This is a genomic window from Bacillus sp. PPSBB_11, assembly GCF_038023285.1.
GTDB lineage: Bacteria > Bacillota > Bacilli > Bacillales > Bacillaceae > Bacillus > Bacillus altitudinis.
Genome location: NZ_CP150633.1, coordinates 2,770,074 through 2,785,995, shown reverse-complemented (window position 1 = coordinate 2,785,995; position 15,922 = coordinate 2,770,074). Strand labels below are relative to the sequence as shown.

Sequence of the window (15,922 nt, the reverse complement as noted above, 5' to 3'; positions counted from 1 at the left end):
GATGAATCGTCACATACTCTTCAAGAACGAATGTGCTACGATGAAAATCATCTGTTAAATGAACGGAATATGTGATGTTGTAAATAAGAGTGATGAAAATCTAATGGTTTTTACAATAAGTCTATTTGCAATTTACTAATAAAAACGTATAATTTATACTAAGCACAGGAAGACGAAAGACAAAGGAGAGAAAAAATGGACGATTATGCTCATACTAAAGACATAGAACCTACAGCAGAAAACATCGCAAAAGCCATTTATACTGTTAACCGCCATGCTAAAACCGCACCAAATCCCAAGTTTCTTTATCTTTTGAAAAAACGTGCGCTGCAAAAACTATTGCAAGAAGGTAAAGGAAGAAAAGTGGGCCTACATTTCTCTAACAATCCCAAATATAGTCAACAACAGTCCGACGTGCTGATTGAAATTGGAGATTATTATTTTCATCTGCCACCAACTAAAGAAGACTTCGAATTTTTGCCACACTTAGGAAATTTAAATCAATCATATCGCAATCCAAAAGCGAATATGTCATTAAATCGAGCGAAACAAATACTTCAAACGTATGTCGGTTTAAAAGAAAAACCTGCCGCCACAAAACAAAAATCACATTATACAAAACCCGTCTTCAAACGGCTCGGGGAAAGTTATTTTTAAACAGAAAAACCACTCAAAGCGAGTGGTTTTTCAGATTATGGACAAAGGGCTAAAATGTTGTTTATTTTAGCTCTTTGTCTTCTTTTCAGCGTGATAGAAAACCTTTGCAGCTCTAGGAAGGACGAGTACTGGCGCGGAGCGAATTTGACATTCGTGAGCACCAGCACGCAGGACTGACAAAGAATGCGAGGGTTTGTCTACACGCTGAAAAACCACTCAAAGCGAGTGGTTTTTTCTTTAGATAATAAAATGATCTACTTTTTCAATCAACTGATGAATTTCTGGTTTACTAATTTGATCATCTGCACCGATGGTTTCCCCTTTATGACGCAGATCGTCCGTAATTAATGAAGAGAAAATGAGAATTGGAATGGACTGTGTTAAAGGATTGTCCTTCAGCAGCTTTGTTAATCGATGTCCATCCATTTTTGGCATTTCTATATCCGTAATAATCATATCAATTTCTTCTGTCACACTAATGCCTTTACTGACAAGATCCATGACATGGTCATATGCTTGTTTCCCATCTTCAAAGGTCACAATGTTTTTATAGCCTGCCTCGGTTAATTCATTTGTTAATAAGCGCATAAGAAGCGGAGAATCTTCAACAACATACAGCTTCTTCCCTGTTCTTCGCTCGTCTTTCTCACCGTCAAACATATGATATGTGTCTACGCCAGATGCGGATTCAATATCATAGATGATTTTTTCGTAATCTGGAAGGAAAATCATTTTCTCGTCAAGCTTGATGATCCCTGTTAAATGACGGTCCATTCCTTGATTGAGTGCAGTTGGTTTTTCAATCTCTTCCCAGCTGACGCGGTGAATTTGTGATACCGTTCCTGTATGGAACACAAATTTCCGTTGGTTGAATTCAGTCACAATGTATTTCTCTTGTTCTGACTGATCTGACTCGACATTAAAAAAGGAAAATAGATTGATGACTGGTAAAATCTCGCCTCGTAAACTAATCATCCCTTCTACATCTTGGTGAGAGTGTGGTACAACTGTCACCTCAACTGGCTGAATAATTTCTCTTACTTTCATGACGTTAATGCCGAATTGATTTGAACCAATTTCAAACTTCACAATTTCCAATTCATTAGTACCAGAGTCAAGTAAAATTTCTTGTTTGTTTAAAGCCACGGAAATCCCTCTATTCTTCAATATAAGATTGTACTTTTTATATCGGCAGCATGGGTAAAAAGTTGACGATTCTTTACGCTTTCTCTCGCACGAATTGATGAATCACAAGTCCTATGGCTGCAAGGATGAGCAAAGACCCTAATGCAAGACGGCTTGCGAGATTCCCATGTGCTGCAAATAGAAGTGTGACGGAGCCATAAATGATGGGACCAACAATTGAAGACACCTTTCCTGAAAACGCAAAGAGACCAAAAAATTGTCCTCGTTTTTCTTTAGGCGTCAGCTCAATAATGAGGATTCGTGATGATCCCCAGCTTGCGCCAAGTGAAATTCCAAATAAACTGCCTGCTACCCAGAAGACCCATTCAGTTGTCGCTGTCACAGCTAGAATGAGCGCCACAATTAAAATGACATACACGACTGTAATCGAGCGCTTTGCCCCGATGGCCTTTGTGACATATCCGAATAGAAACGAGCCAATGATACTTGAAATCGTGGACACAAGATACAGCAAAATAAATTGACCTGCCGTAAAACCAATGATAATTTTTGCATAAACAGCCATCATCGCAATCGCTGTCTGCAACGCATCATTCATAAAAAAGAAAGCGATCATAAAAATAAAGGCCGGTTTGTACTGCTTCATCTCTTTAAATGTACGAATAATCTCTTTATACCCGCTGAAAAAAGACGACTTTTTCTCTTGCTGCGGCAGAGGATGAGGGTCTTTTATAATAAAGAGAAAGGGAAGAAAAAAGAGAAAGAATAAAAGGGCTGTCGGAATAAACGCTTCATGAAACTGGTCATTTCCTACAAGTAAATAAACAGAAAGGCCGACAAGTGTACCTAAATAGCCGACAGCAATACCGAATCCAGAAATGAGGGGGATTTCATCCTTTGTCCCAAGATCAGGCAAAATGGTGTCGTAAAAAACAAGACTAGAGTGATAGAAAAATTTGGCGATGACGAACAAGGTAACCACCACCAATAAGGAGACAGGAAGACCAAACCATTCGCTTGAGAAATCAATCCCAGCAAAGATCCCCATCATAAAGGTACAGGCAATACAAATCAGGGTAAACACCGTGATATACCGCTTCTTTTTCCCTGTACGATCAATCAGCACACCATATAAAGGCGTAAAAATGACGAGGAAAAAGCTTGCAAGTGCGTTCGCATAAGAAATAAATGTACTAGCGATTTGATCCATCCTCGCACTGTCGCCTATCGTCTCCTGCAAGTAAAATGGGAAGAAAATGGTGATCATATTCGATGAAAATATCGTATTTGCAAAATCATACAATGCCCAGGCCAAAACAGGTGCGGTGAAAAAGAGCCCGAAGCTTGCCCCTTTTTTCTGAACGGTCATTTTCCCTCTTTTCAATAGATTGACTCCCTTCTCTGCTTTATTTTCACTATCATTCTACTTTATGTGACGTTCCCCTCTTCCATACAAGCAATCTATACAAAAAGCACCCCTTACTATATAGCAGAGGTGCTTCTTTTCATTATTTCTTTACGACAATGGTACTTGCAATCAAATCGTGAAGTGCTTGTTTTTTTTCTGTGAAAAACGCAATGATGTAGCCAATGAATAAGATTGGAGACAAAAAGCCTTTTGCAAAAAAGCGGCCTGTCGCGCGCCCGAATGTTATTTTTTCACCCGTTACTTTTGTCACTTTGATTCCAAGAGCCATCTTGCCAAGAGTTCCTTGCAGCTTTGATGATTCCATGATCGCATAATACAGCCAAGTCACCGCGATACCGATTAAGGTCGTTACGCCATAGAAAAAGAGAAGGCCCATAATGACTGCCCATTCTTCATCCGTGATCACCGTTGAAGAATAGTAATAGCTATCATCATACATTAAAAATGCCGCCTCAGGGCTTGAGACAAAAAAGAGTGTTGCGAGAATAAATACAATGATTGAAAATGGTACACTAATAATGACACCGTCTAAAAGATGAGCAAGAAAACGATAACCTACACCAGCTAGTTCAGGATGTTTTTCTTCTTGAATAGGTGCTTCTGACATGTTTGTTTCCATCCTATTTCTCCTTTATTATGTATGTTTTCTATAAATTTCTTATAATCATTCGTTATTATATCTTATGAATATCGCAAGATCAATGGAGCTTTACATTTTTACATGAATTTTAGATCATTTTTAAATGATGATTTATGTGAATAAATACTGAAAATTCACGAAAATTATGGCACATCTAGTTCTTCCAACGCCTGATTTTTTAACATTTTGTGATATTTTCCTCTCATTTCGATTCTTCTGTTGACAATCACGTTTCACATGGTACAATAGTCAAGGATTTTTTAAAGAAAGGTGTTCATGATGGGAACTGTCGTACTATTAAAGAACAACGAAATGACTGTGATTGAAGATATTTGCGAAGCTGATTTTTTAGATATGAAACATGGTTTATCTAATGAAGATGCTGCTTATATCTCTTGGTATGAAGATTACGATACTGCTTATGGATATTGATTTCATTTCATAGATGAAGCGTAAAAAAAGGCGATACAACCTTCAAAGAGGTGGTATCGCCTTTTTACGTTTGTGTGCTTCTTTCACTTTCAGGTTCTACATGAATAAAGATTTGTGCATGCGGAAACGCCTGCTGAATGTTCTCTTCAATTCGATCACATAATTGGTGAACATCTTCAATGGTTGTTTTTCCATGAACAATCAAATGAAAATCAATATATTCTTCAGCACCGGATCGTCTTGTTCGAAAGTCATGATATTCAATGAATTCTTGACTGAATGTTTGAATGATGTCCTCTATCGCTTGTTCTTCTTCCGGGGTTAACCGGGCGTCGACAAGCGGCGGGAAGGCTTCCTTCATGAGTTTAAACGCTTCACGCATAATATAGAGCGCTAGCACCATTCCAATAATCGGATCGAGGAAATACCAGTCCGTTAATGCAACAAGCAATAAACTAATGGCGACTCCTAGTGACGTAAACACATCTGTTAAAAGATGCAGTGCATTCGATTTCATGGCAACAGAATGTACTCGCTCTGCCTCTTTGTTCACAACTCTCGACACAACAAAATTGATGAGTGCCCCCATCAGCATGACCACAATACCAAGTACCGGCAGTTTAACAGGCTCTGGATGCATTAATTTATGAACACATTCATAAATGATCCAAATCCCAGCAACAAAAATCAACAAAGTTTCAATCGTTCCAGAAATATTCTCAACTTTCCCATGTCCATAAGGATGTTTTGAATCTGCCGGCTTTCTTGAAATACGAACAGAGATAAATGCAATAAAAGAGGCCATTAAATCGAGAAAAGAGTGAATGGCTTCTGATAAAACCGCAACAGATCCAGTTAACACCCCTACAATGATTTTAAGGACCACAACAAACGTATTACTCATGACGGATAAAAAGGCTATTTTCGATGTCTTTGCTGATTGATCCATCTATTATCGTCCTCCTTCTGGAGATCGTATGCCTGTGAAAGCAATTCCCATGACTTGATTCTCTCGTTCTTTCAGTTTATACCGTTTTGCCTTATTCTAATCATCTTAAGCAGAGCTGTATTTTCCGAGCAGGTTACGCTATAATAAATGTTGCTCTTTCTTCATCTATCACTCATGCTGTGATGGATAGGAGAATAGACTACATATAACGATATCCGAAGCCTTTCCGCAGGTGACATTTATGCAGTGAATGGTAAAATAGGATAAAAACATAAATTTTTAAGGTGATGAGAAATGGAGCATTTGCTGAATCCAAGAGTAAAGGATATTGAAATTTCAGGCATTCGAACATTTTCAAATCTCGTATCTTCATATGAGGATGTCGTTTCATTGACCATAGGTCAGCCCGATTTTTATACGCCGCATCATGTCAAAACAGCTGCCAAAACAGCCATTGACGAGAATTTCACCTCGTATACTCATAATGCTGGATTTTTAGAGCTAAGACAAGCAATCCAGCAATACATCAAAAAGAAAGTCCATCTTGATTATGATGCAGAGACAGAAATCATTGTAACAACAGGTGCGAGTCAAGCAATTGATGCTGCGTTTCGAACCATTTTGACTGAAGGCGATGAGGTCATCCTGCCCGGCCCTGTGTACCCTGGCTATGAACCGATCATTCGGATGTGCGGTGCGGTGCCCGTGCATATCGACACAACAAATGCCGGTTTTAAATTAAATGCCAAGCTGATTGAAGATGCATTAACGGAAAAGACAAAGTGTGTTGTCCTTCCATACCCTTCAAATCCAACTGGGGTCACGCTATTAGAAGAAGAATTGAAAGAAATTGCACAGCTTCTTGAAGGAAAGGATATTTTTATACTATCTGATGAAATTTATAGTGAGCTGACATTTGATCGTCCACATCATTCCATTGCTTCTTTCTTAAAGGAACAGACGATTGTCATCAATGGACTGTCAAAATCTCATAGCATGACCGGATGGAGAATCGGCTTTTTATTTGCTTCCACTCCTATTGCTAAACATGTATTAAAAGTACATCAATATAACGTGTCTTGTGCCTCGGCTATCTCACAAAAGGCGGCACTTGAAGCAGTGACAAACGGTGTGGATGATGCACTAATCATGAGAGAGCAATATAAGAAAAGACTCGACTATGTATATGATCGACTCATTTCTATGGGGCTTCCGGTCATTAAGCCTTCCGGCGCTTTTTATATTTTCCCTTCCATTGAATCGTTTGGGATGAGTTCATTTGATTTTTGCATGGAGTTGTTAGAAAGTACAAAACTTGCGGTCGTACCTGGTTCTGCTTTCTCTTCACTTGGAGAAGGATATGTGCGCCTTTCCTATGCATATTCACTTGAAACGTTAAAAGAAGGACTTGACCGTCTCGAACAATTTGTACTTGAAAAGCGTTCCATACAATCAATAGACGGATGAAACAACGGCTCTCTTGCCGTTGTTTTTATTTTGCGGGAAACATGATGTGAAACACAGTCCCTTTCTCTGGATGGCTATCTACCCGGATGGTTCCGTTGTGATTTTCTAAAATATTAAATGTCACCATGAGCCCAAGCCCTGTTCCCTTTTCTTTTGTCGTTAAAAAAGGTTCGCCGATCCGCTTCATGACCGATTCAGGAATACCAATTCCTTCATCTCTAATCGTGACAAGTATCCCTTCTTTTTCGGCTTTGGCGGTAATGTCTACCTTCCCTCCGTCCGGCATGGATTCGACGGCATTTTTGATTAAATTGATAAACACCTGCTTCAGCTGGTTTTGATCCCCATTCATCAGGAGATCCTCCTCAATATCACTTGTGTTCATCAAAATTCCATTTAAGTTGGCCTGTGTTTCTAGCAGAGCGGTGACTTCGCTAATGATTTTTTTCAAATCAAGCGTCTGCATGGATGCCGTTTGCTGCGGCTTTGCAAGCATTAGTAGCTCACTTAAGATGATTTCAATCCGGCTCAGCTCAGAGAAGACAATTTCAAAATATTGATCACGGTCTTTTGTTTTTGGTTTAATGAGCTGTAAAAAGCCCTTAATCGCCGTCAGTGGATTCCTTATTTCATGTGCAATGCCTGCTGCCAATTGACCTGCGATTGATAATTTTTCAGAGCGCAGCATGAGTTCTTCTGTTTGTTTTCGTTCAGATATATCTCTTAAAATAATTTGAACGGCTGTTTCACCAAAAAATGTGGTAGGGATACAAACCATTTCTGTATAAATCAACCGGTGTTTAAACGTATGGCAGCTCATCGTCACAATCTCAGAATCTGATGCTCTTTCGATAATACGTGATATGCTCTTTTTGACTTTTTGCTGATCACATGAATGGATTTGATGAAAGATATCTTTTCCGATTAATTTATCGTAATGTTCGGCTTCAAATAATTTAATACCTGATTCATTCATAAATACCCATTTATGATCGTGGATGACGGCGATGGTATCAATGGAATTTTGGATAAGCAGCTGATACCGCTCTCTACTTTTTTGAAGAACGGTTTGAAATTTTTTACGGGAAGAGATGTCCACTAATAGTAAAAGTTCTGCCCGTTGATTTTGATAAATTGCCGGAGATGACTTCACTTCAATATGAATCATGCTCCCGTCTTTCCTTTTCCATATTTGTTCAATCATTCCGACTGGAAGGCCTTGCTGCAGTCTGTTGATTCGGCTTCTCACAATGTCATGGTACTCCTCGGCAATAAAATCAAACGCAGACTTGCCGATCATTTCATCTTTTGTACATACACCCATTAATTGCAGCATCGCATCGTTGGCATACACAATTTTCCCAAGTGCCGTAATACATAACGGATTTGGCAACATGGCAATCAGATTTTCAGCTTCACTGACATCTTGGAAAGCCGGTAGACTGCCTAACGACAGTTCTGACACTTCTGTTGGTTGAAATGCTGCTTTTTGAGGCTCTGTATTCATTACCCTCATTTTCAGGATCATTTCTCTACTTAAATCGTTGTCTAACCCATCACAAGCAACAAAATCAATGCTTGCTTCTACCCATACAGCTGTAAGATCACTTCTAAGCAGTCTAAAGTGGCAAATCTCTAGCATATGCTGATTATAGAAATAACTTTCGACGAGAAATTGATCTTCGGTATGAACAAAGTCTTTCAAAAAACACCCTAGTAAATCCTTTTGTTCATAGAGCAAAAGCTGCTTACAATTGGAAGAAATGTAGAGAAAGCGGCCATTAGAAGAAAGAACGGCATGTAAATCAATATTCGAGTACAGCTGATTCGAATCTTTCATTTTTTGTTCCATCGTCGTCCGACCCTCCTTTAATTTTTTTAGGGCTGTCCTTAGTTTGATGTATAAAAAGGATTCGCTAGAAAAACCGTATTTTCCTCCCAATCTCGTGTGAAACGTCCATATTTTCAGCAAAAAGGGAGCACTTTCTCTTGCTGTGCTCCCTGCTGTTTATTGCTTTTCATATTTCTTTTGTAATTCAACGTACTTATCAACAATTTTACTTGGAATGGTTTTAATGACAGGATCTTTATCTGATACATACGGTGTGACGACACTAAATGCCACTTTCGGATTGGAAGAAGGATAATATCCTCCAAAGGTTAAGTTGTACGTGGCATTCCCCCACCAGCTCCGGTTGGCACCATAGTAGAAGGTTTGGGCTGTACCCGTTTTCCCTGCGACATCATGCTGACCGAACCGGCCAGCGGCAGTCCCGCCTGTTGATGTGACCATTTTTAGTCCCATTTTGACGCGGTCGATATCTGCTTTCGAGTTGTTAATGGTGTTTAGCACCTTCGGCTCATATTTCTTCACAACTGGACCTACTTCTTCCTTATTCGTTGGGAAGTGAACACTTTTCACCACTCTTGGCTGAATACGGTTACCTCCATTTGCGATGGTCGACATGTATTGTGCGACTTGAAGTGGTGTATACGTGTCATACTGGCCAATCGCTTCATCAAGCAAGAGTCCGCCGACTGTCTGAGGATGCGTCTGCATTCCGCTTGATTCCTGCGGCAAGTCGATGCCTGTTTTCACGCCAAGACCGAATTGCGCATAGTAGTTTCTCATTTTTTGTAAGTGTTCAGGTCTTGCCCGTAACGGGCCATCTTTTTGATAGGTGATCCCTGCCATTCTCATCGCCACTTGGAACATGTAAACGTTGGAACTTTTTTGGAGTGCCTGAAGGTCGTTAACCCATCCAAGAACTTTGTAAGACTGTTTAGGCTTTCCTCCACTTCCCGCAAAATACAGCGGTGTATCCAAATAGGATTGATTGTGTGACATGCCATCTTGATAACCAGAGAGGACAGTAGCTCCTTTGACAACAGAGCCCATTTCATACTGTGTCGTAAATGTTCCGATCGCATAATCTGTGACGTCCCTGCCGTCCATTTTCTTCCCTGACATCGCGAGAACATCACCTGTGTTAGGGTCCATCATCACAACAAAGGCACGGTCCATCATATAGTTTCTTGCACTAGCGGATCTTAGCTCTGATTCAACGATTTTGTCGACTTCCTTTTGCAGCTCCATATCAAATGTGAGTGCAAGGTCAAGTCCTCTTCGTCCTTCTGTCCGCTTGATTTCATCAAGCAGTTTGCCGCCGACCTGTGTATATTGAACAGTTGCTTTTTCTGGATTGAGAAAATCCTCATATTGATATTCTAAATAACTTTTTCCTACTCGGTCATTTCGCGAGTAACCTCTTGCCATATAGTAATCTTCACGCTCTTTTATAATGCCTTGCTCTGGGGTGGTGACACCGCCAAGGACATTATAGAGGGTTTTTTCATATGGATATTTCCTTGTCCAGTCATTGATGACATTTACACCAGGCAGTTCATCAAGATGCTCTGATACAAGTGAGATCTCTTCGTATGTCAAACTTACGGATGATGTCTGTTTTGATTCTTTTGTTTCATCAAGCAGCGCAACTTTTTCGTCCCCTTTTTTCTCTTCGTTCGGGTCCATCGCTTTCACGATTTGAGGTTCAAAGGCATATCCGCCTGTAAACCTGCGATAGATCGCTGCAACTGCTTTTTCCTCTGCATCTTTTTCGATCGCCTTGACTTCTTTCTTAGGCACACGCTCTACTTGAAGTGGATAGACATCTTTTGATTTAAGATTCTTTTGCTCTGTTTTTGAAATGAGCTTATCCGCTTCTTCCGGGTGGCTTGCCAGCCAAAAATCTCGAATGTCACGCTCTCTCAAAAAATCTGTATCCATTTTTATATAAGTCGCAAGTTTTCTTGCTACTTTAATCTTATCCTCCGCTTTCACACCGCTTTCTGATGTATAAACAATGGCAGGTACACTTTCGTTATCAACAACGACTCTTCCTCTCGCGTCATACATTTTTCCTCTTGGAGACGGGTATGATGCTGTTTTGACCTCAGTTCGGTTGGCTTGCTTTTTATAATCCTCACCATTGACGATTTGCAGCACGCCGAGCTTGATCACAAGTCCAGCAAATAAACTAAATACAGCGAAGAAAAAGAGATTAATTCTCCAGGCGTTCCGGCGCTTCATTTTTTTCTGCTCGGCAGCACCTTGATGCTGTTTCTCTCCCACTTATGTAGCTCCTCTCATCCTTTCAATCTTTTACAATTACCACTCATTATTGTAACACTTTTGTAATAGTTGTTACAGCGAAACAAGTGAAAAAAAGCTGTCAATCCCTATTCTGCAAAAAAATATACTAACACTTTAAAATATTGGTATGTTTATGTCGTTTTCTTTAAATAGAAAGATTCTCCATTCATTGATATGAGGAGATTCTTTCTATGACTTTAACAAAAATGACAAATGGGCGTTGTCAATGGAGGATGCTGGTACGTTTATAACAAAAAGTCCATGTTATGATTTTCTGTGAGAAAACAAAACAAAGATTTTAGGAGGAGTTACAAAATGAAAAAGAAATCATTCATTTTTTCAGCGCTGACAGCTGCTGCATTGATCACGTTCACTGGAGGGCATTCAGCTGATGCGAAAGAGCTTAACCTGAAACAAGTCATAAACGTACAGCATCAAGCCATTGATCTTCATACATTAGCTGCAAAATTACATATCTCTTCAGATGTAAACAAGCTAAGCACTTCAAATCAAAAAGAGATCGAAGCTCTATTAAACAAGCTGATCAAAAGTGGTCAACCTGTTACTGGTACAAAAGTGGTGAAAGAAGTAAACAAAGCAAAAAATGAGCAAAAACAAGAATCAGTGAAAAAACCAGCTACTTCTAAACCAAGCACACCAGCAAAAGAAAACACAACGAACAACAGCTCAAAATCTGATCAAAAAGACACAACTGCAACAAAAGCAGACAGCAGCTTAAATGTATTTGAACAAGAAGTGGTTGAGCTGACAAATAAAGAGCGTGCAAAACAAGGCTTAAAAGCTCTTTCTGTTGATTCTAAATTAAGCAAATCTGCTCGCGCTAAATCACAAGATATGAAAGATAAAAACTATTTCTCTCATACAAGCCCAACTTACGGATCTCCATTTGATCAAATGAAGCAATTTGGTATCACGTACAAAACAGCAGGTGAAAACATTGCGCAAGGTCAAAGATCACCTCAAGAAGTAGTAACAGCTTGGATGAACAGTGAAGGTCACAGAGCGAACATTTTAAACAAAAACTATACACATATCGGTGTAGGTTATGTGAAATCTGGTAACTACTGGACGCAGCAATTCATCGGAAAATAAGATCAAAAAAACCTGTCTCTATTTGGGACAGGTTTTTAGTTTGTCTTCTTTTTTCAGCAATGTGAGGGCTTGTTTACACGCTACAAACTGTTCCACCTAGGCGGGGCAGTTTTTTTATTTCACCCATAATTTATAGATGCTTTGTGTTCCGCTGTTTTCTTCGCCCTGTTCACTGAGCTTTTCATATAATGACTTCGCTAGTGAAAGGCCTGGCATCTCTTCTCCCATCAGCTCTGCTTCTTCAAGTGCAATGCCCATATCCTTAATAAAATGCTTCACATAAAATCCTGGCTCGAAATCACCTTTCAGCATTCTTGGTGCAAGGTTTGACAAAGACCAGCTGCCAGCTGCTCCTGTTGTGATGCTTTTAAGTACCTGCTCTGGATCAAGTCCTGATTTTTCCGCATAAGCCATTGCCTCTGCCACACCTACCATCCCTGCTGCGATAGCGATTTGGTTACACATTTTTGTATGCTGACCACTTCCTGCAGGTCCTTGATATTGTATATTTTCTCCCATTTGCTGAAATAACGGCAGGCACGCTTCATAGGCTGCTTTTTCTCCGCCAATCATAATGGCCAGCGTGCCATTTTGGGCTCCAACGTCTCCGCCAGAGACCGGCGCATCTAATGCAAATAGTCCTTTTCCCTTCGCTTTCGCTTCAATTTCTTTTGCCAGCTGAGGTTTCGATGTGGTCATATCAATGAGGTGTGTACCAGGCGCAGCATGTGCCACGAGTCCATCTTCTCCTAAATAGACTTCTTCTACATCTGATGGATACCCGACCATTGTGATGACGGCATCTGCCTCCTTTGCGATCTCCTTTACGGTCGATTTCCAAAGAGCACCTTTTTGAACCAATGTGTCTGCCTTTGCTTTTGTTCTTGTATAAACGAGAACTTCGTAGCCAGCATTCATTAAATGCCCTGCCATACTACGTCCCATTACACCGATTCCAATAAAACCAACTGTTTTGATTTGTGCCATCAAGAATTCCTCCTTATAGAGACTTTGTCAATCCACCATCAATGATGAGGGTTTGACCTGTCATATATGTATTGGCTTCAGATAAAAGAAAAGCCGCATATGCTGCAAATTCCTCTGGCTGCCCGTAACGGCCCAGCGGAATCATACGTTCAGCTTGTGCTTTGATCTCTTCAACCGATTGTTGCTCCTCTTGTGCACGGTGTTTGTCTAACTGTTTCACGCGCTCTGTTTCAATTTTCCCAGGGGCTAAGGTATTGATCAAAATGCCATCTTTGGCAAGCTCCTGAGCAGCTGTTTTTGTCCAGCCGGTAATGGCCGGTCTAAATGTATTCGACAGCATCAAGCCTGGGATCGGTTCTTTGACCGACATAGATGCAATATTTAACACGCGTGCACCTTGTTTTTTTAAATACGGCAAGGCTTCTTTTAATAACCGAATATAGCTGAGTAAATGAAGCTGAAATGATTCCATCCAATCTTCATCTGTTAAGGTTTCAAGTGTTCCTGTTTGAGGACCGCCTGTATTGTTCACGAGTATATCAAGACGTTTTTCATCACCTGCTGCTGCGACGACAAGCGCTTTAATTTGCTCGGCGTCAGATACATCACATACTTGATACGTCAGCTTCCCTTTTACAAGCGGGGATAATTCTTTGACCGCTTCTTGCAGCGTTTGCTCATGTCTTCCCGAGAGCATCACATCTGCTCCCTCTTTTGCAAGATGAAAGGCAATGGCTTTACCGATACCTTGACTGCTTGCTGCGACCAATGCTTTTCTGCCAGATAGATTAACATGCATGTTGGCACCCTCCTCTGTTCATATTTTATCATACAAAAAGAACCTTGCTGACATGGCAAGGTTCTTTTCTGCAAGATTATAGTTTAAACCGATTGACTGCCTGACGCAGTGCCTGACTTGATTCGTTCAACATTTCTGTTGATGTTTTCGTTCTTTCTAAAGCTTGTACTTGTTCGTCTGTGGAAGCATGTACTTCCTCAGCTGAAGCGGCGGATTCTTGTGAAATGGCCGCAATACTTTGAATGGAATCATTCATTTTCTGCTGTTCTTCAGTCATTTCATTGATTTGTGTATGAATGCTGTCAATGGAGCCGACAAGTGCCTGCATTTCCATTGTGATACTGCTGAGTGCCTCTCCTGTTGAATTGATGGCATCACCTTGTTCTTCATTCATTTTGCTTGCTGCTGTCATCGCTTCAGCTGCCTTTTTCGATTCATCTTGAATGAGTTTTACGGTTTCACTAATATGTTTCGTTGATTCTGCAGATTGTTCAGCCAGCTTTCTGACTTCTTCTGCAACAACAGCAAATCCTCTTCCGCTTTCTCCTGCTCTCGCTGCTTCAATACTTGCATTCAGTGCGAGTAAATTCGTTTGATCTGAGATTTCAGAGATCGCTGTTACGACGTTTTCAATATTTTTCGTTTTATGCTCAAGGTCAAGCAGCATTTGCTCTACCTTCTTCGATTCTTCATTCGCTTGTGTTGATTTTTGGACGAGCAGACCAAGAGCATCAAGTCCTCTATAGCTTGCATCTTCCGATGATTTTGAGTTGGTTTGCATTTGCGTGGCAAGCTCACCCATATGACGAACTTTTTCATACAAATGCTCTGATTTTTCATTAATGGTTTCCGCTTCTGATGCTTGTTTCGTCGCTCCTACAGCGACCTCTTGAATAGCCGTTGCAATCTGTTCACTAGATAGCAAGGTCTCGTTTGAAATTTGTGTCACTTCATCCGTTGATTTCACAACCTGATCTGAAGACTCTTTCACTTTTTCAATTAAATCCCTGATGCCTTCAGTCATTTGATTAAAGCTTTTCGTGAGGAAACCTATCTCATCCTGAGACTTCGACTCAAGCGAGCTGGTTAAATCGCCTTCAGACACTTTACGAACATGCTCGATGAGGCGTTTAATTGGTGTTGTAATGCTTCTAGCCAATAAGTAGCTTAGAATCATGGCAAGTATAATGGCAATGACAGAAATAATGATACTTGTCTGATTCATTTGTTCAGTGATCCAAAGAAGTTTCTTTTTCTCGAAGCTCACACCGATCGTCCAGTTTGCCTTTTTAATTTTTGAGATGACGGTCAGCTGTTTGTCATCATCAATACCCGAGTTATCGATCGCTTTTTTCACAGAAGCGACTTTTGAAATATTTTTTCCTTGCTCTGTTGGATGTGCCAAAATGGTCCCTGTGCCGTCAACTAAGAAAGCCGTTCCCATGTAAGGAATCTTTTGTTCATTTATAAAGGACTGAATGGAAGCCAGTTTCAAGTCAAGTCCAGCGACACCGACTACTTTTCCTTTTCGTACGATCGCCTTCGTGGCTGAAACGACCATTTCACTTGTTGCTTTATCAATGTACGGATCTGTCCATAGGACTTCGTCAGGCTTTTCAGCCGCTTGAATATACCAGTCTCGTTTAGACGGATCATACCCTTCACCAAAATCGGACTCCGGGAAAGCAAACATTTTACCATCACTTGTTCCTATATAGGCAAGCGAGATGAGTTCATCCTGCTCCTGCAATCCTTTTAATTCATCGTTTTCAAATGCCAATGTCTGCTTTGTTTGTTTCTGTGCAAATTCTTCAGTAAGTGTACTTGTTGCCAATTGGTTAATCGTATCACCGTAATTCTCAAGCTTTAGTGCTATGATGTCTCTCATGCTTTCTGCCGTTGCTGATGTCGTTGTTTTCGCATCTCGTTCAATCAGTGGTCTTAATACTAAATTGGAACCCACTTGAACTGCGACAACGGTTAAAATTAAAATAACTGAGATGAAAACAGCTATTCTCACTTGAAGTTTCTTAAACATCTCATCACCCCTACATCCTACTTTCGCATCTTAATGTGTATATCGGCAAAATTGGTACCGCATTCAATAGTTGTAAGAAAATTTAAATAGAAAAAACAAGCCATAATGA

13 protein-coding genes are annotated in these 15,922 nt (G+C 40.3%); 4 read left to right on the top strand and 9 right to left on the bottom strand.

All coding sequences use genetic code 11. The features are described from left to right. Positions 1–195: 195 nt before the first annotated feature. Positions 196–657: a YkyB family protein gene (locus V7L95_RS13590; RefSeq protein WP_008356877.1), complete on the top strand. Its 462-nt coding sequence runs from the start codon at positions 196–198 to the stop codon at positions 655–657. 237 nt (positions 658–894) lie between these two features. Here the strand turns inward: V7L95_RS13590 and V7L95_RS13585 are convergent, their stop codons facing one another. The 3 genes from V7L95_RS13585 to V7L95_RS13575 all read right to left on the bottom strand — a co-directional run bounded on the left by V7L95_RS13585 (position 895) and on the right by V7L95_RS13575 (position 3,851). Further along, positions 895–1,803: a chemotaxis protein gene (locus V7L95_RS13585; RefSeq protein WP_008348035.1), complete on the bottom strand. Its 909-nt coding sequence runs from the start codon at positions 1,801–1,803 to the stop codon at positions 895–897. A gap of 73 nt (positions 1,804–1,876) precedes the next feature. Continuing rightward, a complete protein-coding gene (locus tag V7L95_RS13580; RefSeq protein WP_340966852.1) occupies positions 1,877–3,187 on the bottom strand; it encodes an MFS transporter in 1,311 nt (436 codons plus the stop codon). A gap of 124 nt (positions 3,188–3,311) precedes the next feature. Next, positions 3,312–3,851, bottom strand: a complete 540-nt coding sequence (locus V7L95_RS13575; protein WP_035700564.1) for an RDD family protein — start codon at positions 3,849–3,851, stop codon at positions 3,312–3,314. A 300-nt stretch (positions 3,852–4,151) separates the two neighbouring features. Here V7L95_RS13575 and V7L95_RS13570 point away from each other — a divergent pair, with 300 nt between their 5' ends. After that, complete coding sequence (locus tag V7L95_RS13570; RefSeq protein ID WP_017367142.1) at positions 4,152–4,304, top strand: hypothetical protein; 153 nt, start codon at positions 4,152–4,154, stop codon at positions 4,302–4,304. A 64-nt stretch (positions 4,305–4,368) separates the two neighbouring features. On the opposite strand, the gene V7L95_RS13565 is transcribed toward V7L95_RS13570, so the two are convergent. After that, complete coding sequence (locus tag V7L95_RS13565; protein ID WP_340966845.1) at positions 4,369–5,253, bottom strand: cation diffusion facilitator family transporter; 885 nt, start codon at positions 5,251–5,253, stop codon at positions 4,369–4,371. A 294-nt stretch (positions 5,254–5,547) separates the two neighbouring features. On the opposite strand from V7L95_RS13565, the gene V7L95_RS13560 reads away from it, so the two are divergent. Further along, positions 5,548–6,720 carry an aminotransferase A gene (locus V7L95_RS13560; RefSeq protein WP_060832287.1) on the top strand — a complete coding sequence of 391 codons (1,173 nt, stop codon included), beginning with the start codon at positions 5,548–5,550 and terminating at the stop codon, positions 6,718–6,720. Positions 6,721–6,745: 25 nt separating this feature from the next. Here the strand turns inward: V7L95_RS13560 and V7L95_RS13555 are convergent, their stop codons facing one another. Then, entirely contained in the window at positions 6,746–8,572 is a 1,827-nt protein-coding gene (locus V7L95_RS13555; RefSeq protein WP_057079615.1) for a PAS domain-containing sensor histidine kinase, read from the bottom strand. Between the two features lie 156 nt (positions 8,573–8,728). After that, complete coding sequence (locus V7L95_RS13550) at positions 8,729–10,855, bottom strand: penicillin-binding protein 2 (RefSeq protein ID WP_057079616.1); 2,127 nt, start codon at positions 10,853–10,855, stop codon at positions 8,729–8,731. 336 nt (positions 10,856–11,191) lie between these two features. Here V7L95_RS13550 and V7L95_RS13545 point away from each other — a divergent pair, with 336 nt between their 5' ends. Beyond that, positions 11,192–11,989, top strand: a complete 798-nt coding sequence (locus V7L95_RS13545) for a CAP domain-containing protein (RefSeq protein WP_217815719.1) — start codon at positions 11,192–11,194, stop codon at positions 11,987–11,989. A 114-nt stretch (positions 11,990–12,103) separates the two neighbouring features. Here V7L95_RS13545 and V7L95_RS13540 read toward each other — a convergent pair whose 3' ends face one another. The 3 genes from V7L95_RS13540 to V7L95_RS13530 form a co-directional block, all read right to left on the bottom strand. Further along, positions 12,104–12,976, bottom strand: coding sequence for an NAD(P)-dependent oxidoreductase (locus tag V7L95_RS13540; protein WP_340966840.1), 873 nt, complete (start codon positions 12,974–12,976; stop codon positions 12,104–12,106). Between the two features lie 13 nt (positions 12,977–12,989). Next, complete coding sequence (locus V7L95_RS13535) at positions 12,990–13,775, bottom strand: SDR family oxidoreductase (protein ID WP_146270073.1); 786 nt, start codon at positions 13,773–13,775, stop codon at positions 12,990–12,992. 76 nt (positions 13,776–13,851) lie between these two features. Continuing rightward, complete coding sequence (locus tag V7L95_RS13530; RefSeq protein ID WP_340966838.1) at positions 13,852–15,813, bottom strand: methyl-accepting chemotaxis protein; 1,962 nt, start codon at positions 15,811–15,813, stop codon at positions 13,852–13,854. Positions 15,814–15,922 lie beyond the last annotated feature (109 nt).

Coding starts and splice junctions, on each gene's coding strand:
- V7L95_RS13555 (WP_057079615.1), bottom strand. CDS start 8,572: ATGGAACAAAAAATGAAAGATTCGAATCAGCTGTACTCGAATATTGAT.
- V7L95_RS13545 (WP_217815719.1), top strand. CDS start 11,192: ATGAAAAAGAAATCATTCATTTTTTCAGCGCTGACAGCTGCTGCATTG.
- V7L95_RS13570 (WP_017367142.1), top strand. CDS start 4,152: ATGGGAACTGTCGTACTATTAAAGAACAACGAAATGACTGTGATTGAA.
- V7L95_RS13560 (WP_060832287.1), top strand. CDS start 5,548: ATGGAGCATTTGCTGAATCCAAGAGTAAAGGATATTGAAATTTCAGGC.
- V7L95_RS13530 (WP_340966838.1), bottom strand. CDS start 15,813: ATGTTTAAGAAACTTCAAGTGAGAATAGCTGTTTTCATCTCAGTTATT.
- V7L95_RS13575 (WP_035700564.1), bottom strand. CDS start 3,851: ATGGAAACAAACATGTCAGAAGCACCTATTCAAGAAGAAAAACATCCT.
- V7L95_RS13540 (WP_340966840.1), bottom strand. CDS start 12,976: ATGGCACAAATCAAAACAGTTGGTTTTATTGGAATCGGTGTAATGGGA.
- V7L95_RS13590 (WP_008356877.1), top strand. CDS start 196: ATGGACGATTATGCTCATACTAAAGACATAGAACCTACAGCAGAAAAC.
- V7L95_RS13535 (WP_146270073.1), bottom strand. CDS start 13,775: ATGCATGTTAATCTATCTGGCAGAAAAGCATTGGTCGCAGCAAGCAGT.
- V7L95_RS13565 (WP_340966845.1), bottom strand. CDS start 5,253: ATGGATCAATCAGCAAAGACATCGAAAATAGCCTTTTTATCCGTCATG.